Source organism: Erythrobacter sp. S227 (assembly GCF_057364925.1).
In genome coordinates this window covers 2,872,874-2,892,757 of the sequence record NZ_CP200280.1, presented here as the reverse complement: position 1 = coordinate 2,892,757, position 19,884 = coordinate 2,872,874, and the positions used below count along the sequence as shown (strand labels likewise).

Sequence of the window (19,884 nt, the reverse complement as noted above, 5' to 3'; positions counted from 1 at the left end):
TGGGCCAAACAAAGCGAGTGTGTGAAGGCGGGCGTTAAGACTGGCGACTTTGCGACGTCTGGCAACATGTCATTGCCCCTTTATGATTCCGGGCATATATCAACCCCATGTCTATCAGACCTTGGCGCGATATCGATCGGCGGGAATGCCGTCAGATCATGGTGGGCGATGTGCCCGTAGGTGGCGGAGCTCCGATCACCGTCCAGACCATGACCAACACTCCCACCGAAGATGCGGTGGCAACGCTTGACCAGATCAGGCGATGCGAGGAAGTGGGATGCGATATCATCCGCGTCTCGTGCCCCACCGAGGAATCGACCAAGAGCTTCGCCAAGATCACCAAGGCCGCGCGCATTCCGATCGTGGCCGACATCCATTTTCACTACAAACGCGCGTTGGAAGCCGCCGATGCGGGCGCTGCGTGTTTGCGGATTAATCCGGGCAATATCGGCTCATCGCAGCGCGTTGCCGAAGTGGTGCGCGCGGCGAAGGCCAATGGCTGCGCGATCCGGATCGGTGTGAACGCCGGGTCGCTTGAAAAGGATCTGCTCGAGAAATACGGAGAGCCCTGTCCCGAAGCGCTGATCGAAAGCGCGCTGGATCACATCAAGCTTTTGCAAGACCACGATTTTCACGAATTTAAAGTGGCTGTGAAGGCTAGTGACGTCTTCCTCGCGGTCGCGGCCTACCACGGGCTAGCCGAGACGGTGGATTGCCCTCTGCACCTTGGCATTACCGAGGCGGGCGGATTAATTGGCGGAACGGTGAAAAGCTCCATCGGCATGGGCTCGCTCCTGTGGGCAGGTATCGGCGACACCATCCGCGTCTCGCTCTCGGCTGAGCCTGAAGAAGAAGTCAAGGTCGGCTATGAGATGCTCAAATCCTTGGGCCTTAGAACGCGCGGCGTCCGCGTGGTTTCCTGCCCCTCGTGTTCACGCCAAGGCTTTGACGTGATCCGCACGGTTGAGACGCTTGAAAAACGCCTCGAACATATCAAAACGCCCATGAGCCTCTCTGTGCTTGGCTGCGTGGTCAATGGCCCGGGCGAAGCGCGCGAAACCGACATTGGCCTTACCGGCGGCGGCAATGGCAAGCACATGGTCTACCTCTCCGGCGTTAAAGCGCACGCGATTGAGGATGAGGATATGCTCAATCACATCGTAAAACTGGTCGAGGACAAGGCCGCCGCGATTGAAGCAGGCGAAGCGGTGGCGTTCGACCCGCACGCGGCGGAAGCTGCCGAATGATCAAGGCGATTTTCGCAGGACTTATCGCTGCGCTTCTGGTGATCGGCGGCGCGAGTTTGGCGCGCGGCGGCGCCGCGCATGACTACCCCGAAGCGCGCCTTTACGATGCGTCGATTGATGCGGGCGCTGCGGTGGATGCCGCATTGGAGCGCGCCAATGAGCGCCGCGTCAACGTCCTTATCGCCTTTGGCGCAAACTGGTGCCACGACAGCCGCGCCTTTGCTGGGTGGACGCAAAGTGAGCGGATCGGCGGGTTGATCACGGACCGCTACGAGCTGGTTTTCGTCAATGTCGGTATGCCGCAACAAGGTGACGGCCACAATCTGGATGTGTTGCAACGCTTCGGCATTGAGGAACAGGAAGGCACGCCGCTTGTCCTCGTGGTGTCGCCCGAGGGTGATGTCTTGAACGCAGACACCGCGCAAAGCTGGCGCAACACCGCCAGCCGCAGCGAAGACGAGATTTACGACGAGCTTGCGCTGCTGGCCACGGCAGAGGTCGCAAGAGAGTAGGAGCAAAGCAGTGCTCCACGTCGTCCATCATCCCGATTACATGGCGCCGCGCCCTGAGCGCGGCACGTTCAAGTTCGACAAATATTACCTCGTCATGGAGGAGCTGCGCAGCTCCGGGGCTGCCATCACCGAGCACGCACCCGACCCCTGCCCAAGACACTGGCTCGAGGCCGTCCACGATCCCGAATATGTCGATGAAGTTTTCCGCGCAGAAGTCCCTCACGCCAAGGAACGTCGCATCGGCTTTCCCGTGACCGAGGCTATCGCTTCGCGCGTGCGGCACACCAATGGCGGAACGTGGCTCGCCGCACAGCTTGCGATGCAACACGGATATGCCGCGAACTCTGCTGCGGGAAGCCACCATGCTTTGGCAGAAACGGGCGCGGGGTATTGCGTGTTCAACGACCTTGCCGTGGCATCCAACCGGCTGATCGCAGAGGGGGACTCCAAACGCATTGCGATCATCGATCTTGATGTCCACCAGGGCGACGGCACCGCCAGCCTGACAGCAGCGCGCGAGGACATCGTCACGTTCTCCGTTCATGCAGAGAAGAACTTTCCGGTGCGAAAGGCGCGCTCTAACGTCGATATTGGCCTGCCCGATGGCACCACGGATGCAGACTACATGGCGGTCCTGCAAAACCACATACCCACACTGCTCGACCGGTTTGCGCCCGACTTTGTCTTCTATCAGGCCGGCGTCGATCCGCACGAACACGACAAGCTTGGTCGATTGGCGCTTTCTGACGAAGGGCTCCAGATGCGCGACCGTTTCGTTGTGAGAGAGGCGCGACAACGCGGTTTGCCCATCGCCTCGGCCCTAGGCGGCGGCTATGGCGATGATCAGCGAGCGGTTGCTGTGCGCCATGCCCGGTCGATGACTGCGATGGCGGCTGAAAACGCGAAGTTTAGGGCACCTTAAACCTTTCCCTCTAGAGCGAGTGTCCATGATCGGACGCTATCTCGCCCTCACCGCCGGAGTTTGCCTGTTCGCAGCGCTTGTCGCAGCAGGCTCTGATGCCGGAAGTTCTTCTGACGCGGGCAATTGGGTTCCGCGCAGCGCGGTCGCCCAAAGCGGGCAGAGCGCGGGCAGCGACTGGAACGCGGGCACGCACACTCTTGCGCGCGAATATGACGGACATTTCTACGCGACCACCACTGTTAACGGCGCAAACCTTCGGATGATGGTCGACACCGGCGCAAGCGTCATTGCGCTAACCGGATCGGACGCGCGCGCGGCTGGCATTTACTGGGACCAAAGCGAAGTCGCCCCCGTGGCACGCGGTGCAAGCGGCACCGTTTACGGCGTCGTTCGCCAGCTTGATGTGGTCGATGTCGGCGGTTTCACACGGCACAATGTGCGCGCGATGATCGTGCCCGAGGGCCTCGATGTCTCGCTGCTGGGCCAGTCCTATCTTGGCCAGATCAGCTCGGTAAAAATCGAAGGCAATCAAATGGTGTTGTCCGGCAGCTAAAGCCGCTCTCTCCCCTCGCCCCTGATCACTTTAGAGAAGGCGGGAAGTAGATATCAATATAATCGGTAAGCGCGTCGCACCATTCAAAATCGCGCAAGCGATAATATGAGCGGTTCTGCGTCACCTCAAATCGCCACAGTCTGGTCGCACCGCATCCGCGCTCTGCGTCGGGAGCCCCGCGAATTTTGATAGTGCCCTCATAGAGAAAATAATCCGGGCCAATCTCGGTCACAAAGCCTTCGAGCTCGAGCAATTCGCCGTTCTTACCTCTTTGCCCACCGACCAGCGACCAGTGCCCTGTCTCGGTCACACCAACCCAAGCAGGACCCCGTTCCTCCCAGCCGATCCATTGAAGGGTGATCCCTTCGTTGCGTATCAAGCGTTCTGCGCCCCTCTTATCGAGGATGCGGGTTTGCTCGGCGGGTATCTCGGCGGTCTCTACCGCAATCGTATCGGGCACATCGGTGCGGCTGCTGCGCACGATTTTCAGTTCGGTAATCGCGGGCAGATCAGTATCGGGACGCGCGTTTTCCAAGGGCGGTTCCTGTGCGAGCGCTCCTGGAGCCACTCCCAAAACCCAAAAACTGGCAAAAAGCCCCAAGAGGCGTGATAGATGGCGCATAAGAGGTCTCTTCTCCGATTCGAGAGGCAGCATAGCAAACCCTTGAGCCCTAAAGGATTAAACCCGCATGAGCACTCACGAAACCGATTATCTGGTCATTGGCGCGGGCGCAGTGGGAATGGCCTTTGTCGATACGCTGCTTGACGAAGACCCGGATTGCCACGTCACGATCCTTGATAAGCACGCGCGCCCGGGCGGTCACTGGAACGATGCCTATTCCTTCGTGGCGCTTCACCAGCCAAGCGCGACATATGGCGTCAATTCGATGGAAATGTGCCCCGACCGTGTGGACGAACATGGCCACAACAAGGGTATGTATCCGTTGGCGAAACATGCGGAGATACTCTCTTATTACAGCAAGCTCATGACCGAGCGGTTTGTGCCAAGCGGGCGGGTTAATTACCTGCCTCTTACCGAGTATCAAGGCGGCGGCGATGGCGAGCATACAGCGCGCAGCATCCTTTCGGGCGAAGAACACACGATCAAGGTGCGCCGCAAACTGGTGGACGGGACATGGTTCAAGACCAGCGTGCCCTCCACCCATAAGCCTGCGTTCGACATTGCAGAGGGTACACGCTTTGCCATCCCCGGAGACCTTCCGCGCCTTTGGATGGATACAGACAATCTGCCACAGCATTACTGCATCATCGGCGGCGGGAAAACCGCGATGGACACAGCCGTCTGGCTGCTGGAAGCAGGGGTGCCAGCCGACAAAATCGACTGGGTGCGCCCGCGCGACAGCTGGATGTTCAATCGCAAGCTTCTGCAACCGGCCAAGCACCACATCGAAGATCTGGTGCAGTTTCAGGTTGACCTAGTCGAATGCGCCAACGGCTCCGAGACGGGCGATGAGATGTTCGCGAAATTGGGCGAGCGCGGCACGATGCTTCGGCTGGACGAAAACGTGACGCCCAAGATGTTCCACTTTGCGGTGATTTCGGAAGGCGAAGTTGCGCTCTTGCGACAAATCACACGGGTTCACCGCAACAAGCGGGTCACAGCGCTCGAACCAACCGCCATGATCTTTGGCGAAGAACGCGTGGACATGCCCGAAGGCACGCTGTTTATCGACTGCACCGCGAGCGCAGTTCCCTTTGAACAGCGCGATAAAGGTCGCCCATTCTTTGAAGGCGACACGATCACGCTCCAGCTCGCTCAGGCCCCGTTTGTGCCTTACAGCGCGGCTCTCGCTGCCTTTATCGAAGTGCACTTCGACACGGACGAAGAGAAGAACAACCTCGTCCCGCCAGCTCCGCTGACCGATACGACCGAGACCTATCCATACGCGATGATGGCCAATTTGATGAGCACGGCGATCCTTTCAGACAATGAAAAGACGAATGCTTTCAACGCCAAAAGCCGCCTTCACCCGACAGGTCCTGCCGTGGCAGAGATGATGGCGAAGGGTGATCCGCGCCTCGCAGCGCTCTCCCAGGTCGGCCCCAAGATCCAGGCAAACATGCCAGGTGTCATAAAATTGGGCATGGCTGCAAAGGCCCTTCACGAGAGCGCGGCCTAAGGGCTATTTGGGGATTCACGGGAACGACATTATTTGTTAGGTAGTATGACAATTATGAACCGCCGCGATCTCTTGAAGGGTTCTCTAGCCACCGGCGCTGCGCTGGTTGGCTCTGCGACGCTCCCGACTCTACCAGCAAAGCTGGCCGCCCAAGCGCCTGCAGTTCCGCGCGCAGGAACGCCGCGTGACCGGGCTTTGTTCGACGTGGCAAAGCGCGAATTGGACCGGGCAGGCGATGCCATCTGGCGCAAGGATATCGTCGGCATTTGCGATTACGGTGTGCATTCTGCGCGGCAACGGTTCTACCTCGTCAATCTGGACCGCGAAGAAGTGCGGACCATGCACGTCAGCCACGGCGCAGGCTCAGATCCCGAGCATGACGGCTGGCTCAACCACTATTCCAATGTCGAAGGCTCCAACGCGACCAGCAAAGGCGCCTATGTCACGTGGGAGTGGTATCAAGGGCGCTATGGCACTTCGGTGCGGCTTGGCGGGTTGGACCCGACCAATGACGCGGCGCTTCGCCGCTATATCGTGATGCACCGTGCTGCCTATTCTGAACCGTCCCATTTGCAACGCTGGGGCCGGATGGGCCGGTCCAATGGCTGCTTTGCCTACGGGACTGCAGATTTCCGAGAGATATTGATGAACCTGTCAGGCGGGCGCCTGCTCTACACCGACAGCTTGGGCCTGCAAGACAACGGCGCAATGCTGAGCCGCGAACAGCAACTGGCGCTAAATGGGCCGAATATGCAGATGCTGTCGCCAGACAACCCAAGCGCAATGCAAAGGCGCGTGCCCGGGGCGTATTAACTGGCGCCCCAAGACCGGCCTCACCCCGCCAACGGGTTGTTCTCAATCACGATAACCTCATCATCACTCTCGCCCGAGCGGTTTTGCACGCGCGGTTTGTCGAGGCTTGCCAGCACAGGCTTATCGCGGCCGTAGATGTCTTTGAACTCGCGAAGATTGCCGTCAATATCCACGCCCATGGTGAAATATGTGATGTAGGCGGACATCTTATTCTCGATCATAACCTTGGTGTATTCACCCGAGGTTGCAATGGCGACGGCCTCCTCTTTGGTCGCGCCTTTGCCAAGGATCGCCATCGTGATCGCCAGCTCAAGCGCGCGTTCGGTGCGAATGCACCCGTGGGATAGCGCACGCATGCCATTGTTAAACAGGTGGCGCGAGGGTGTGTCATGGAAGAAGATCGCGTGGCGGTTTGGCATCTCGAGCTTCATCCGGCCCAGCGAATTGGTAGGGCCAGGCTGCTGCACAACACTGATCCAGCCGCTGTCGTGGCGTGTCGCGCGGTATCCCTTGGAACGCGCCCATGCAGGGTTATTGAGCACACGCTCGCCCAGCCCCTCGCCCTTCACGATGGATTGGGGGACGGTCCATGTGGGGTTGAAGACAACGCCTGAGACGGTCTCGGCCAATTGCGGGGTCGCGGTGCGGCCGGGTTTGCCGACGATGGTGCGGTACGTGCTGATGATCTTGTCCGCCACCGTCAGGCGCAGCTGATATTCCGGCACATTGGTGATGAGATATTGGCGACCCAGATCGCGGGCGAGCCAGCGCCAGCGGTCCATATTGGCACGGATAAGCTTGCGCTTTGCGGCGTCCTCTTCGGGCGTTTTGGCGAGTTCAGCGCGAAGGGCCGCGTAGTCGGGATGCGTCGGATTGAGCTTTGCAAGTGTTCCGGCAACATCGCCGGTGGTCAAAGCCTCTGACAACAGTTCGCGCGAACGGAAACGGTCGCGATCCGGGTCCACCACGAACCACTGCACCCGCGCTTCCATCGGGGTGCGCCCGTCGCGAAGGTCTTCGACCAGCCACACGAAATTCTTTGACGCGAGTGTGTTGAGCGCCTCCGAAGGCCCTTGCGCCGCGAGCTGTTTGAGCGCGGCGTGATCGTAGTCATCGGGGTCCAGACCTTCTGCACCAATCCCCTCGATGACCGCGATCAGAGCTGTCACATTCTCAATGTCCCATGCCTCGACCATAGGACCGGGCGCTTCGAGATCGCCTTGAACGAGCGGTTCGGAAACCATGTCCGGGAATGCCTCATCAAAGCTCGCATCTGCATCGACCCCTGGCTGCGCATCATTCTGGGCATCGGTCTGTGTGCCAGACTGTGCACCGGCCTCAGCCTGCGCCTCGACCGCGTCGTCCTCGACTGCGTCTTGCGCGAGCGCACCTGTTCCAATCAAAGCGGCGCCAAGTGCCGCTCCTGCTACACCAATCGCAAACCTGCTGACCCGTTTTTGCATTTCGTCCATCCAATAAAGCCCGCCCAAAGCGAGCAGAAACAACGCGTTTATACCGTTGACAGGCAAATATACCGCGTTTTCGCAGTTGCTATCAACCAAAAGAGATTTCCTCAGTGTGAATCCCGCGCAAAAACTTGTCCCTAAGTAGAGGTGACGGGGCCGCCCGACGCCTCTAGAGAGCGGGTGCAATGAACCGCCCTTTCCTCTCGTCTCCACTTCTTCCCTTTGCGGCTGCCCTTATGGGGGTCGGGTTTTTATCGATGATGGATGCCTTTATGAAAGAGGCGGCGCTCACCACCGGGACATACACTGCAACGGTTCTGCGATCGCTTATTGGCGCTGCGATTATTGCCCCCTTCTGGTTCTGGAAGCGCGCCGGATGGCCTGACAAATCGACGATGAAGCTGCATCTGGAACGCGGCATTATCAGCGCTTTCATGGCGTTATCCTTCTTCTACGCGCTCACCAAATTGCCCTTGGCGGAGGCAATTGCGCTTAGCTTTATCGCGCCTTTGATCGCGCTGTATCTGGCGCGCCTTCTTTTGGGCGAAGTGATCCAGCCGCAGGCAATCTTTGCCAGCCTCCTGGGTTTTGCGGGGACTTTGGTGATTATCAGCGGCAAGATCGGAGCCGGCGGTTTTGACGATGATGCAGCGCTTGGCCTTGGGGCTCTGACGGTTTCCGCCTTGCTCTATGCCTATAATTTCATCGTGATTCGCAAACAGTCGCAGGTCGCAGGACCCGTGGAGGTTGCCACCTTTCACAGCGGAGTTGGCGGCGCGGTCCTGCTGCTGCTCGCCCCTTTCCTTGCAACGCCGATTGAGACCGAGGCGCTGTTCCCTTTGGCGGCGGCAGGTGTTCTGACGGTTCTGGGCGCAATGTCGCTGGCATGGGCCTATGCGCGGGCCGAGGCGCAGGCGCTGGTGCCGATTGAATATTCAGGGTTTTTGTGGGCGAGCGTGCTGGGCTGGCTGTTTTTCCAGGAAGCAGTGACGGTCCCGACGCTTGCGGGCACAGGGCTTATCGTCACCGGTTGCTGGCTCGCGACGCGCAAAAGCAAGCCGAAGGAGCGCGCTGCGGCTGAGCCGCAACCTTGACCTTGTGCCTCCCCTTGCCCAAGTCATTACTGGGACAGACCAAAGGGATCAAAGCTCATGACCGCCACCGGAAACGACAGCCTCAACACCCGCTCCACCCTCGACGTAAACGGCAAGACTTACGCATATTACTCGCTCGCCAAGGCGGCTGAGCAGATGGGTGATGTGTCGAAATTGCCGATTTCGATGAAGGTGCTGCTGGAAAATATGCTGCGCTTTGAGGATGGCGGCTTTACCGTCGGTCGCGACGATATTCAGGGTATCATCGATTGGCAGAACAACCCTGTCACCGGCGAAGAGATCCAGTACCGCCCTGCCCGCGTGCTGCTGCAGGATTTCACCGGCGTGCCTTGCGTTGTGGACTTGGCGGCGATGCGCGATGCGATCAAGAAGCTGGGCGGAGACACCGCCAAGATCAATCCGCAGGTGCCCGTTGATCTTGTGATCGACCACTCGGTCATGGTCGACGAGTTCGGCCACCCCAAGGCGATGGAAGCCAATATGGCGCTCGAGTACGAGCGCAATGCAGAACGCTATGACTTCCTCAAATGGGGTTCAAAGAGCTTTGAAAACTTCACCGCTGTGCCTCCGGGCACTGGCATCTGCCACCAGGTGAACCTTGAATATATCGGGCGCGGTGTGTGGTCTAGCGAGGACGCAAATGGCGAGCTTGTCGCTTACCCCGACACCTGCGTTGGCACCGATAGTCACACCACCATGATCAACGGCCTTGGCGTGCTTGGCTGGGGTGTTGGCGGGATCGAGGCAGAGGCCGCCATGCTGGGCCAACCGATTTCGATGCTGGTGCCGCAAGTGGTCGGTTTCAAACTCACCGGCAAAATGGCGGAAGGGGTGACCGCAACCGACCTTGTGCTCACCTGCGTCCAGATGCTGCGCGAAGTGGGCGTCGTGGGCAGTTTCGTCGAATTTTACGGAGAGGGCGTCGCTAATCTCACCCTCGCCGACCGCGCGACGATAGCCAATATGGCTCCCGAATACGGCGCGACTTGCGGTTTCTTCGGCATCGACCACAAGACAATCGACTACATGCGATTAACCGGCCGCCCTGAAGATCAGATCGCTCTGGTTGAAGCCTACGCCAAGGCCCAAGGCATGTGGTTTGACCCTGCGAACGAACCGGTCTTCTCCAACACGCTGGAGCTTGATGTCGGAGCCGTTGTGCCCAGCCTTGCGGGGCCAAAACGCCCGCAGGACCGGGTCACGCTCGGACAAGTGGACGAGCTATTCAATGAAGACCTCGCGAAAGTTTACAAGAAGGCAGAGCCCGCCCGCGTTGATGTGTCCGATACAGACCATGACATAGGCGATGGCGATGTGGTTATCGCGGCCATCACAAGCTGCACCAACACCTCCAACCCCGATGTGATGATTGCAGCAGGGCTTGTCGCGAAAAAGGCGAATGAGCGCGGGATGCGGCCAAAGCCTTGGGTGAAAACCTCGCTTGCGCCCGGATCACAGGTGGTGACCGATTATCTGGTCAAATCCGGGCTTCAGGATGATCTGGATGCGGTCGGATTTGACCTGGTGGGATACGGTTGCACGACCTGTATCGGGAACTCAGGCCCGCTTGCCCCGCCGATCAGCGATGCGATCAATGGCAATGATATTGTTGCCGCATCCGTCCTTTCGGGCAATCGCAATTTCGAAGGCCGGGTCAGCCCGGATGTGCGCGCAAACTTCCTCGCAAGCCCGCCGTTGGTGGTGGCTTACGCGCTCAAAGGCACCGTTACCGAAGACATCACCACAACGCCGCTTGGTCAGGACAAGGACGGCAACGATGTGATGCTCGCCGACCTATGGCCCTCCAACGCCGAAATCGCCGAGCACCGCGCCACCAATATCGACCGCTCCATGTTCGAGAGCCGCTATGCCAATGTGTTCGACGGCGATGAACACTGGCGGGCCATCACGGTTGAGCCTTCCGACACATACCAGTGGCGCGCAGGCTCCACCTACATCGCGAACCCGCCTTACTTCGAAGGGATGGAGATGACGCCTGCGCCCATCATGGACATTGTCGACGCCAAACCGCTCGCCATCCTTGGCGACAGCGTCACCACAGACCACATCTCGCCCGCTGGCGCGATCAAGGAAGACAGCCCCGCAGGCGCCTATCTCAAAGGCAATCAGGTCGCGAAAAAGGACTTCAACTCCTATGGCTCGCGCCGAGGCAACCATGATGTGATGATGCGCGGCACCTTTGCCAATATCCGTATCAAGAACGAAATGGTCCCCGGTATCGAGGGCGGCGTCACCACCTATGATGGCGAGCAAATGCCGATCTATGATGCGGCCATGCGCCACAAGGAAGACGGCACGCAATTGATCGTTGTCGGCGGTAAAGAGTACGGCACCGGCTCATCACGCGATTGGGCGGCCAAGGGTACAATCCTTCTGGGCGTGCGGGCGGTAATCGTCGAGAGTTTCGAGCGCATTCACCGCTCCAACCTGGTCGGCATGGGCGTGCTTCCTTTGCAGTTCAAGGACGGCGCCACCCGGCAAAGCCTTGGGCTCGATTCCGATTGCACCTTCTCGATTAAGGGCCTGTCAGACTTGAAACCTGGCCAGGATGTCGAAGTCGAAGCCACCCGCGGTGATGGAACGAAATTCACTTTCACTGCGTTTTGCCGTATAGATACCGAGAACGAGATGGAATATTACCGTAACGGCGGCATCCTCCATTACGTTTTGAGAAAGCTCGCCGCCTAAAGGACCTGCGCTTTACTGATGATCGAACGCCTCTTTTTGTGCACTCTGGCAGCGCTAGCGATTTCAGCTTGCGCGCCCAGTGGTGGTGACGCAGAGGGCGACCCATCAGGTGCACCTTTTGGTTATGAATTCGCTCAGTCAAACCACGATTTGCAGAAGCGGCACCGGCCAAACGGAGGAGCAACAGAAATGCTCCTTGTTTGAATGGAGCGATATAACCGGCCAGAAGTGGTGCACTCGAAAAGGACCATTTCAAGTGCCCAAAAGCATCAGTTATGGCGGCTGATCGGCTCTTGATCGATCAAAACTGGTGTGATCGCTGCTATTCGAGTAAAGCGCGGTTCAGAAAACTCTGGTAAGGTCTCGTCCAAAGGGGAAAACCGAAAATGCTTATCCAATCAATTCTCGCCGCGTCTTTGGCGTTCTCAGCCCAGGCCGACGCTTCTACTGTGCCTTCAATGCAAAAAGTGGCTCTGACCGATCAAGCAGAGACCTCTGCCAAAAAAGACGAAGAGCTGGACGATGCGAACAAGCGCGTCTGTCGCCGGATCGCGGTCATCGGCTCGCGCATGAAGAAGAAAGTTTGCGCATCCAAGCGGGAATGGGAAGAGATGGAAAAGTCATCCCAAAATACGACCGAAGACCTTCAGCGTCGGGGTCAGGTCCCAGGCAGTGGCATTGGCGGCTAAACAGACTTAAGCGCGACCAAAACCGCGCAGAAATAGAAAAGGGGCGGCTTTCCGATGTGGAAGCCGCCCCTTTTCTTTGAGCACTTTCCGGCCACCCCGGAAGAGGCTTTAGTTAAACTTCTGCGCCCTCGCTGCCCTCGGCAGTGCTTTTCGATTTCGAACCGAATACGCGGCGCGAAAGGATCGCGCTGGCCGCAAGGCCGAACAGGATCATCATTGGCGGTGCTGGAACATCCGTACCGCCCGAGGTGCCGCCAGAGGTGCCACCGCTAGAGCTTGAAGATGAGCTCGAGCTAGAGCTGCTGCTTGAAGACGAACCGGAGGTCGAAGTCGACGTCGTACCACCGAAGCTGGACGACCCGCTCGAACCACCCGAACTGCTGGATGAGCTGCTCGAAGAACCCGAGCTTGACGATGTGGTGCTGCCTCCAAAGCTGCTTGAGCCACTAGAACCGCCTGAAGAACTGCTGCTCGAAGAGCCCGAGCTGCTGCCAGATGACGAGCTTGAACCGCCCGAGCCACCCGATGAGCTGCTCGACGATGAAGAGCCCGAGCTTGATGACGACGAGCTGCCGCCAAAGCTGCTCGAACCGCCTGACGATGACGAGCTACCGCTTGACGATGAGCTCGACGAACCGCCAGAACTTCCACCCGTGCTGGTTACGCCGCCGCTCGACGAGCTGCTGCTCGAGGACGAGCCGGAGCTGGATGATGACGAGCTGCCGCCGAAGCTGCTTGAGCCCCCACTGGAACCGCCTGATGAGCTGCTGCCTGAAGAGGAGCCCGAGCTTGATGAGGATGAACCGCCAAAGCTGCTCGAACCGCCAGAGCTTGCACCGCCTGACGAAGACGAGGAACTGGAAGAAGAGCTCGATGAAGACGAGCTGGTCGAGCTGCTGAAGTTGCCCGAGCTGCCGCCGCTGGTCGCGCCGCCCGAGCTGCCCCCTGATGAGGAGCTACTTGAAGAAGACGAGCTGGACGAGGATGACGAGGACGAGCCTGAGCCACCCGAGGTTGAACCGCCAGGATGTGGGTCGCCGCCGCCGCTGGTAGTGCCACCGCTAGTGCCGCCCGATGAGCTCGAAGACGAGCTTGAACTGCTCGAGGACGATGATGACGAGCTGGACGAAGATGATCCGCCGCCCGTGCTCGTGCTCGATACATTGCCAGAAGTGCTGGAAATGTTGCCCGAGGATGTGCTCGTGCTGGAGACGTTGCCAGACGTCGTTGACGTGCTTGTGCTTGAAACGTTGCCCGAGGTTGTGCTGCTCGTGCTCGAGACGTTGCCGGAAGTCGTCGAGGTGCTCGACACGTTTCCTGAAGTACTCGAACTCGAGACATTGCCCGACGTCGTAGACGTTGTGCTCGATACATTACCCGAAGTGCTCGACGACACATTGCCAGAGGTTGTGCTTGAGACATTGCCAGACGTGCTGCTCGATACGTTGCCTGACGTGGTCGTGGTCGTCGTGGTGGTCGTCGTGCTTGTGGGTGTGCCACCCGAAGTCGTACCACCTGACGTGCTCACATCGCCCGAAGTGCTCGAGCTTGAACCGCCGCTTCCGCCGGTGCTGGTGCTGCCACCGCTCGTGCTGGTGCTTCCACCGCTGGTGCTTGACGAAACATCGCCTGACGAACCGCCCGAGCCACCTGATGTGGTCGTCGTGGTCGATACATTGCCGGAGGAGACACCTCCGCCGCCGCCACCGCCGCCAAAGAAGCCGCCAAAGAAGCCGCCGCCAAATCCGCCACCAAAGCCAAGGCCGCCGCCTACTGCGATCGGGCCTCCAAAGCCGCCACCGCCGCCACGGATTGGCGGAAGGGGTGGAAGAGGAGCCGGCGCGTATGCGACTTGCGCAATCGGCGGGCATTCTGCGTCATCATAATAGGCCTCAACTGCGCCGGCTGGCAGCGAGGTGGTTCCGGCAACCACATCGCGCGAACCTGCAGGACCGCCAAATGGACCATATCCGCCCGGCACCGGCTGACACTCGATCGTGCGCTCTACAATCCGCCGACGGCGATCGGGCTCCACCTCGGGAAGAGGCGGCAACTCGCGGGTGCGATCTGTCTTGACGTAGCGTGGCTGGGCAACGCCTTGCGTCTTCACATAGCGCGGTTCGCCAATGGGCTGAGCCACGGGAAGCGCCTTGGAGTCCACCAACTTGCCGTCTGCATCTGACGCGAAACGCGGCTCATCGGTGTTCATCGGTTCGGCCATCCGAACCGCCCCACCTTGCAGAAGCGCAACTCCAGCGACGGTTGCCGCGAGCTTAGCTGATACCATTTTGATCGACATAAAACCGAACCTTGCATTGTATGGCTGGGCGCAGCCGGTCTGCACCTTCACCAATTTCCAATGCTGTGATGGGATCGAAATTAGGTTGACCGCAATGGGGTTAACCATGTTCGCAAGCGCTCAGAGGGCTCAAAGGGCCCAGATCGGGGTCATTTCAGGTCCGCTGTCCCGTTTTGAGACCAAAATTAGACACTTGGTTAGCCATTTTCACCAAACAGGCCGGTCTGCGCGGGGTTTGGCTTGAGAATCGGTTTGGCCATTTCAAGGTGCTCCCAGCCTGCATCATTAAGCATGCGCCCGCGCTCTGTACGCGCGATTAATCCCAGCTGGATGAGGTAGGGTTCGATCACCTCTTCGACCGTATCGCGCTGCTCGGCGAGGCCTGCCGTGAGCGCGGCCGCACCAACCGGGCCGCCCTTGTAAGTGGTTGCAATCATGGTGAGATAGCGCCGGTCCATTGCATCCAGTCCCAACCGGTCGATCTCCAACCGGGTCAGCGCATCATCGGCCAGAGCGCGCGTCACCGTCCCCTTGCCTGCAACATGCGCAAAGTCGCGCACGCGTCTCAAAAGCCTGCCTGCCACACGCGGTGTCCCGCGCGAGCGCCGCGCAATTTCGCGCGCGCCCGCAGGATCAATGTCGAGACCCAACAAATTAGCCGCCCGGGTGACGACAAGATCAAGCTCGTCATGGCTGTAGAACTGGAGGCGCACAGGAATGCCGAACCGATCGCGAAGGGGTGTGGTTAGCAGGCCCTGGCGCGTGGTTGCTCCGATTAAGGTAAATGGCGGTAGGTCGATGCGAACCGAACGCGCAGATGGCCCCTCGCCGATGATAATATCAAGTGCGCGGTCTTCCATAGCGGGGTAGAGAACTTCCTCCACCACAGGGCTCAACCGGTGGATTTCATCAATGAACAGGACGTCGTGTGGTTCGAGGTTTGTGAGGAGAGCTGCCAAGTCGCCTGCCTTGGCGATGACCGGGCCGGACGTGGCTCTAAAGCCCACACCCAATTCGCCTGCAACAATCTGAGCAAGCGTGGTTTTTCCCAGACCCGGCGGACCGTGGAACAAGGTATGATCCATCGCCTCCGCGCGCGATTTTGCGCTGTCGATAAAGACGCGAAGATTGTCCTTCGCCCCCTCCTGACCGATGAATTCGGCCAGGCGTTTGGGACGCAGAGCGGTGTCCGGATCACCGGGCTGAGAATCGCCTGAGTGGATAGGAGGGTCGAGGTCGCTCAAAACGGGTTCACCGTGAAGCCGGTTTGCTGAAGCTTGGCGTGGGCTGTCATCGCGGACAAATGCATCTCCACACCGTCGATCAGCGCGTCCGTGCTTACACCGTAAGCCGCGGCGCTTTGCCCGCATACGATAAAGCGCACGCCGTGCTCTAACATCTCTTCGACCATAGCCTGTGAACCGTTATTCTCGCCCGGAACAAGATCGAGCACTGCTTTGCCATGCACAACGACCGCAAGCCGGATGTGGTCCTCTGGAACGCCTGCTGCGACATGCATGTTGATGAAGCGAGCCGCGCTTTCAAACCCGCGATTGCGCGTGCCCTCGTCCGCGCGCTGCGCCACGTCAAAGGCAATCGCAAAACGGGCGGTCGGCGCGACGGGTTGCCCGCCCTCAACCGGAGCGTGCGGGCCGAATTCTGCGAAAACTGGTCCTGTTCTGAATGCAGATAGGTCTTGTGCAACGGCAGGCGCGACGCCCATCGAAGAGAGCGCGAGCGTGGTGGCTGCGATCACACATATGCCTTTGAGGTTCATTGTGGCTCCGATAGAATGTCGGCCATCGCCGATCTGGTTGTAACGCGTGGGTAAAACAGTGCGCCGCCATTTATCAGTGTCGGTTTACCTTTTTCGTTTCGTGCCAATTTTCCAACGACATAGTATTCTCCAGCAGCAGGAATCACAGCGCTATCGCAACTCGTCCCAACCGGCTTCACCAGCATCAGCCAGCCGATCTCAGCTCTTTCAGGCGCATCATCATCGCCAACATGGGGCACCACCGACAAGCGGATAAGATCGCGCGCAGGAGAGCTTTCCAGGCTGCGCTGCGTTAGTCGAACACGGAATTGGCGATAGCCATCGGGAACCTCGGTTTGCGCATCGGCATGAAACGAGATCAGCCGGCTTTCAAATTGGATCCCCCGACATGCCGCGGCAGCCGATGGGATGGTGCAGAGCGCAAGAGCAACGGCAGAGGTGGTGGCGAGACGAAGCGTAGGAATTTGGGTCATGGGTGCATTCTCCTATCCTTTTGCATCTAAATCGCTGCACTTGCGACAACCTGAATGCGGCATCACCCAGCCGCCTTCTTCAGAGCCACTCGGATCAGGTCGCCCTCAGCAGCCCCCTCGCCCAATTCCTCAAGCGCACGCGACACCGCCTGTGCCGCAATCGCTGGCTTGAACCCGAGGTTTTCCAAAGCGCTTACCGCATCGGCGCTCGCGCCGCCTCTTGGCGCTGCGCCACCAGCAGATGCACCCGCCATTCCGCCGCCAGGCAATGCGCCTGCTTTGTCTTTCAACTCGTTTACGATCCGCCCGGCCAGTTTCGGCCCAACGCCGTTCGCCCGCGCCACGCTCGCTGCATCGCCGCCTGCGCACGCATCGCGCAGTTCTCCGGTGGAGAGCGCAGACAGGATCGCCAAGCCCACTTTCGAGCCGACGCCTTGAACCTGCGTCAACAAACGGAACCAATCGCGCTCTGAGCCTTCGGCAAAGCCAAGCAACCGCATGTCGTTTTCCGAAACCTGCATATCGGTGTGCACGGTGCAGGCCTCGCCCACCTCGCCCAAAGCGCTCAACGTGCGGGCAGAACAATGAACGAGATAGCCCACCCCTTGGACATCAACGATGGCCCAATCGTCACCGACGGAGTCCAGCCTGCCTGATAGCTTTGCAATCATGGTTTGTTCTTGAAGCAAAAGGCCAACGTTCGCCAGAGCCAAGCTCAGTTTGTCCGCAAGAGCGCCAAACGGACCTTAGGGACGCAAGCACGACCGTGCGCCCGCAGCGGGGGCAACTTGCTTGCCCGCCTAGCGAGGATGCCAAAGAAATGAACGGGCCCGGACGGGTGGGCGCAAAACCAAGATAAGCCGCATTTGAAACTCTCGACAAAAAAAGCGGGTGCGTTATGGCTCGCTACCATGAGTTTCAATACATTCGGGCGGGTCTTCCGCTTTACCACTTGGGGAGAGAGCCACGGACCTGCATTGGGTGTGGTGATAGACGGGTGCCCGCCGGGCATCCCGCTCACCGAAAAGGATATTCAGCCCTATCTGAATGCGCGGCGTCCAGGGCAGAGCAAATACACAACGCAGCGTCAGGAAGCGGACCAGGTGCGCATTTTGTCTGGCGTGTTTGCGGACGATGAAGGCGTGCAAGTCACCACGGGCACGCCTATCCATTTGATGATCGAAAACACCGATCAACGCTCCAAAGACTATTCCGAGATCGCCAAGGCCTATCGCCCGGGGCACGCCGATTACACCTATGACGCGAAATACGGCATTCGCGATTACCGCGGCGGCGGGCGGTCAAGCGCGCGCGAAACGGCAGCGCGCGTTGCGGCAGGCGCGGTGGCGCGGTTGGTCATTCCGGATGTCAAAATCACCGCTTTCGTATGCGAGATCGGCGGCGACAAGATCGAGCGTGATGCAATCAATCTCGATGAAATCACAAAGAACCCCTTTTTCTGTCCAGACAGTTGGGCAGCGACGCGTTGGGAAGAGCTGGTCGACAATGCGCGCAAAAGCGGTTCGTCGCTTGGCGCGGTGGTCGAATGCATCGCGGAAGGCGTGCCAGCCGGATGGGGCGCACCAATCTACGCCAAGCTCGACAGCGAATTGGCCTCTGCCATGATGACCATCAACGCGACCAAGGGTGTCGAGATTGGCGATGGCTTTGAAGCTGCACGCCTCACCGGTGAACAAAACGCCGATGCGATGACGCCGGGCGAGGACGGCAAGCCGATCTACGCCAGCAACCATGCAGGCGGTACGGCTGGCGGCATTTCAACCGGTCAACCGGTGGTGTGCCGCGTGGCGTTCAAACCCACATCGTCAATCCTTACCCCCGTGGACTCGATCACGTCGGACGGCGACGCGACACAGGTCCGCACCAAGGGCCGCCATGACCCATGCGTGGGCATCCGGGGCACACCAGTTGTCGAAGCGATGATGGCGCTTGTTCTGGCCGATCAAAAACTGCTCCACCGTGCTCAGACAGGCGGCGAATAATGGATAAATCTGCAATGCCAAACCCGCGCGAGCTTGCGCGCACTCTGGCCGAATTTCGCACCCCCGGCGTCGGACGCAGTATCTGGGAGGTGGCTTCCACTCTGGCGCCCTTCGCAGGCCTGATGGCAATTATGCTCTTCGCGATTGAGGCGGGGTATTACGCCGCCTTTGCGCTGACCCCGTTTGCAGGGATGCTGCTGTTGCGGCTCTTCATTATTCAGCATGATTGCGGCCATGGCTCCTTCTTCAAGAGCAAGGCAACCAACAAATGGCTGGGCCGCACGCTGGGTGTGTTCACATTGACGCCGTATGATTGCTGGCGGCGCAGTCATGAGCTGCACCATGCGAGCACGGGCAATCTTGACGCACGCGGTTTTGGCGATGTCGATACTTTGACTGTGCGCGAATACCGCGCATTGGGCCGGATGGGGCGGATCTGGTATCGCATATACCGGCACCCGCTTTTCCTGATGGGCTTTGGCCCGGCGTACCTCTTTTTGCTGCGCCACCGCTTGCCCATTGGACTGATGAAAGCCGGTTGGACCTATTGGATCAGCGCGCTTTTGACCAATGCCGTGACGGCTGGACTGCTCGTGACGCTTGCCCTTATTTTTGGCGCATCGGTTACGGCGATGGTGTTCCTGCCCGTGCTGCTAACGGCCGCATCGGTTGGGGTTTGGCTGTTCTATGTGCAGCACCAGTTTGAAGACACGTCCTGGGATAAACGCGAAGATTGGGACTACCACGCCTCCGCTATCGAAGGCAGCTCCTACCTGCATTTGCCAGCGGTTATGAACTGGTTCACCGGCAATATCTCGATCCACCACATCCACCATCTGGTAAGCCGCATCCCGTTCTATCGCTTACCCGCCGCGTTGAAGGCGCATCCTGAACTGGCTGAATTCAACCGGGTGAGCGTGCGCGACGCCTTTGGCACGATGTGGCTCGCGCTTTGGGATGAAGACAACCGCAAGCTGGTGACCTTCCGAGAGGCCAAACGGCTCACTGCCTAAGCAGTAACGCTGCCTTACGCACTGATCGGGAACGAATTTCCAACGTTCCCGTTTTGTCATTGAAAATCTCGATCTTCGCAATCGCACAAATCAATTTTGTTGCAACGCAGCAATCACTATTTAGCGCTGTGAAACATCGTTCTTTTAACCCC

At 59.1% G+C, this 19,884-nt stretch carries 18 protein-coding genes; 12 read left to right on the top strand and 6 right to left on the bottom strand.

What is annotated here, in order from left to right; genetic code table 11:
- The first annotated feature begins 107 nt into the window (after positions 1-107).
- From ispG to AC0V6Q_RS13785, 4 genes are read left to right on the top strand one after another with little or no spacing between them, the layout of a single operon-like run.
- On the top strand, positions 108-1,247 hold the full coding sequence (gene ispG / locus AC0V6Q_RS13800) for a flavodoxin-dependent (E)-4-hydroxy-3-methylbut-2-enyl-diphosphate synthase (RefSeq protein WP_486168955.1): 1,140 nt from the start codon (positions 108-110) through the stop codon (positions 1,245-1,247).
- Positions 1,244-1,759, top strand: coding sequence for a thioredoxin family protein (locus AC0V6Q_RS13795; protein WP_486168954.1), 516 nt, complete (start codon positions 1,244-1,246; stop codon positions 1,757-1,759). The genes ispG and AC0V6Q_RS13795 overlap by 4 nt, the downstream gene beginning before the upstream one ends.
- A 10-nt stretch (positions 1,760-1,769) precedes the next feature.
- A complete protein-coding gene (locus tag AC0V6Q_RS13790) occupies positions 1,770-2,681 on the top strand; it encodes a histone deacetylase family protein (RefSeq protein ID WP_486168953.1) in 912 nt (303 codons plus the stop codon).
- A gap of 25 nt (positions 2,682-2,706) precedes the next feature.
- Entirely contained in the window at positions 2,707-3,234 is a 528-nt protein-coding gene (locus AC0V6Q_RS13785; protein WP_486168952.1) for a retropepsin-like aspartic protease family protein, read from the top strand.
- Positions 3,235-3,259: 25 nt separating this feature from the next.
- Here AC0V6Q_RS13785 and AC0V6Q_RS13780 read toward each other — a convergent pair whose 3' ends face one another.
- Positions 3,260-3,856, bottom strand: a complete 597-nt coding sequence (locus tag AC0V6Q_RS13780; protein ID WP_486168951.1) for a hypothetical protein — start codon at positions 3,854-3,856, stop codon at positions 3,260-3,262.
- A 67-nt stretch (positions 3,857-3,923) separates the two neighbouring features.
- Between AC0V6Q_RS13780 and AC0V6Q_RS13775 the strand changes: the two genes are divergently transcribed.
- Together AC0V6Q_RS13775 and AC0V6Q_RS13770 are read left to right on the top strand one after the other, a co-directional pair.
- Positions 3,924-5,375 carry an NAD(P)-binding protein gene (locus tag AC0V6Q_RS13775; protein ID WP_486168950.1) on the top strand — a complete coding sequence of 484 codons (1,452 nt, stop codon included), beginning with the start codon at positions 3,924-3,926 and terminating at the stop codon, positions 5,373-5,375.
- A 54-nt stretch (positions 5,376-5,429) separates the two neighbouring features.
- Complete coding sequence (locus AC0V6Q_RS13770) at positions 5,430-6,188, top strand: murein L,D-transpeptidase catalytic domain-containing protein (protein ID WP_486168949.1); 759 nt, start codon at positions 5,430-5,432, stop codon at positions 6,186-6,188.
- Between the two features lie 20 nt (positions 6,189-6,208).
- Here AC0V6Q_RS13770 and AC0V6Q_RS13765 read toward each other — a convergent pair whose 3' ends face one another.
- A complete protein-coding gene (locus AC0V6Q_RS13765) occupies positions 6,209-7,750 on the bottom strand; it encodes a L,D-transpeptidase family protein (RefSeq protein WP_486168948.1) in 1,542 nt (513 codons plus the stop codon).
- 89 nt (positions 7,751-7,839) lie between these two features.
- Between AC0V6Q_RS13765 and AC0V6Q_RS13760 the strand changes: the two genes are divergently transcribed.
- The 4 genes from AC0V6Q_RS13760 (at position 7,840) to AC0V6Q_RS13745 (ending at position 14,053) form a co-directional block, all read left to right on the top strand.
- Positions 7,840-8,748, top strand: coding sequence for a DMT family transporter (locus AC0V6Q_RS13760; protein WP_486168947.1), 909 nt, complete (start codon positions 7,840-7,842; stop codon positions 8,746-8,748).
- 57 nt (positions 8,749-8,805) lie between these two features.
- Positions 8,806-11,478: an aconitate hydratase AcnA gene (acnA, locus tag AC0V6Q_RS13755; protein WP_486168946.1), complete on the top strand. Its 2,673-nt coding sequence runs from the start codon at positions 8,806-8,808 to the stop codon at positions 11,476-11,478.
- Between the two features lie 386 nt (positions 11,479-11,864).
- The gene (locus AC0V6Q_RS13750; RefSeq protein WP_486168945.1) at positions 11,865-12,167 is read left to right on the top strand and encodes a hypothetical protein; all 303 of its coding nucleotides are present in this window, start codon (positions 11,865-11,867) and stop codon (positions 12,165-12,167) included.
- A 143-nt stretch (positions 12,168-12,310) separates the two neighbouring features.
- Positions 12,311-14,053, top strand: coding sequence for a hypothetical protein (locus tag AC0V6Q_RS13745; RefSeq protein WP_486168944.1), 1,743 nt, complete (start codon positions 12,311-12,313; stop codon positions 14,051-14,053).
- Positions 14,054-14,663: 610 nt separating this feature from the next.
- Here the strand turns inward: AC0V6Q_RS13745 and ruvB are convergent.
- The 4 genes from ruvB to ruvA form a co-directional block, all read right to left on the bottom strand.
- Positions 14,664-15,710 (bottom strand): Holliday junction branch migration DNA helicase RuvB, encoded by a 1,047-nt coding sequence (ruvB, locus tag AC0V6Q_RS13740; RefSeq protein ID WP_486168943.1) that lies wholly within the window; start codon positions 15,708-15,710, stop codon positions 14,664-14,666.
- Positions 15,707-16,222, bottom strand: coding sequence for a DsrE family protein (locus AC0V6Q_RS13735; protein WP_486168942.1), 516 nt, complete (start codon positions 16,220-16,222; stop codon positions 15,707-15,709). Before AC0V6Q_RS13735 ends, ruvB begins: the two co-directional genes overlap by 4 nt.
- 17 nt (positions 16,223-16,239) lie before the next feature.
- On the bottom strand, positions 16,240-16,716 hold the full coding sequence (locus AC0V6Q_RS13730) for a hypothetical protein (protein ID WP_486168941.1): 477 nt from the start codon (positions 16,714-16,716) through the stop codon (positions 16,240-16,242).
- A gap of 62 nt (positions 16,717-16,778) precedes the next feature.
- Positions 16,779-17,387, bottom strand: coding sequence for a Holliday junction branch migration protein RuvA (gene ruvA, locus AC0V6Q_RS13725; RefSeq protein WP_486168940.1), 609 nt, complete (start codon positions 17,385-17,387; stop codon positions 16,779-16,781).
- A gap of 240 nt (positions 17,388-17,627) precedes the next feature.
- Here ruvA and aroC point away from each other — a divergent pair, with 240 nt between their 5' ends.
- A complete protein-coding gene (gene aroC / locus AC0V6Q_RS13720; protein WP_486168939.1) occupies positions 17,628-18,719 on the top strand; it encodes a chorismate synthase in 1,092 nt (363 codons plus the stop codon).
- Positions 18,719-19,732 (top strand): fatty acid desaturase, encoded by a 1,014-nt coding sequence (locus AC0V6Q_RS13715; protein ID WP_486168938.1) that lies wholly within the window; start codon positions 18,719-18,721, stop codon positions 19,730-19,732. The genes aroC and AC0V6Q_RS13715 overlap by 1 nt, the downstream gene beginning before the upstream one ends.
- Positions 19,733-19,884: the final 152 nt, after the last annotated feature.

Excerpts from the sequence above, each read along its gene's own strand:
- ispG (WP_486168955.1), top strand. The coding sequence starts at position 108 with ATGTCTATCAGACCTTGGCGCGATATCGATCGGCGGGAATGCCGTCAG.
- AC0V6Q_RS13795 (WP_486168954.1), top strand. The coding sequence starts at position 1,244 with ATGATCAAGGCGATTTTCGCAGGACTTATCGCTGCGCTTCTGGTGATC.
- AC0V6Q_RS13785 (WP_486168952.1), top strand. The coding sequence starts at position 2,707 with ATGATCGGACGCTATCTCGCCCTCACCGCCGGAGTTTGCCTGTTCGCA.
- AC0V6Q_RS13780 (WP_486168951.1), bottom strand. The coding sequence starts at position 3,856 with ATGCGCCATCTATCACGCCTCTTGGGGCTTTTTGCCAGTTTTTGGGTT.
- AC0V6Q_RS13775 (WP_486168950.1), top strand. The coding sequence starts at position 3,924 with ATGAGCACTCACGAAACCGATTATCTGGTCATTGGCGCGGGCGCAGTG.
- AC0V6Q_RS13770 (WP_486168949.1), top strand. The coding sequence starts at position 5,430 with ATGAACCGCCGCGATCTCTTGAAGGGTTCTCTAGCCACCGGCGCTGCG.
- AC0V6Q_RS13760 (WP_486168947.1), top strand. The coding sequence starts at position 7,840 with ATGAACCGCCCTTTCCTCTCGTCTCCACTTCTTCCCTTTGCGGCTGCC.
- acnA (WP_486168946.1), top strand. The coding sequence starts at position 8,806 with ATGACCGCCACCGGAAACGACAGCCTCAACACCCGCTCCACCCTCGAC.
- AC0V6Q_RS13750 (WP_486168945.1), top strand. The coding sequence starts at position 11,865 with ATGCTTATCCAATCAATTCTCGCCGCGTCTTTGGCGTTCTCAGCCCAG.
- AC0V6Q_RS13730 (WP_486168941.1), bottom strand. The coding sequence starts at position 16,716 with ATGACCCAAATTCCTACGCTTCGTCTCGCCACCACCTCTGCCGTTGCT.
- ruvA (WP_486168940.1), bottom strand. The coding sequence starts at position 17,387 with ATGATTGCAAAGCTATCAGGCAGGCTGGACTCCGTCGGTGACGATTGG.
- aroC (WP_486168939.1), top strand. The coding sequence starts at position 17,628 with ATGAGTTTCAATACATTCGGGCGGGTCTTCCGCTTTACCACTTGGGGA.
- AC0V6Q_RS13715 (WP_486168938.1), top strand. The coding sequence starts at position 18,719 with ATGGATAAATCTGCAATGCCAAACCCGCGCGAGCTTGCGCGCACTCTG.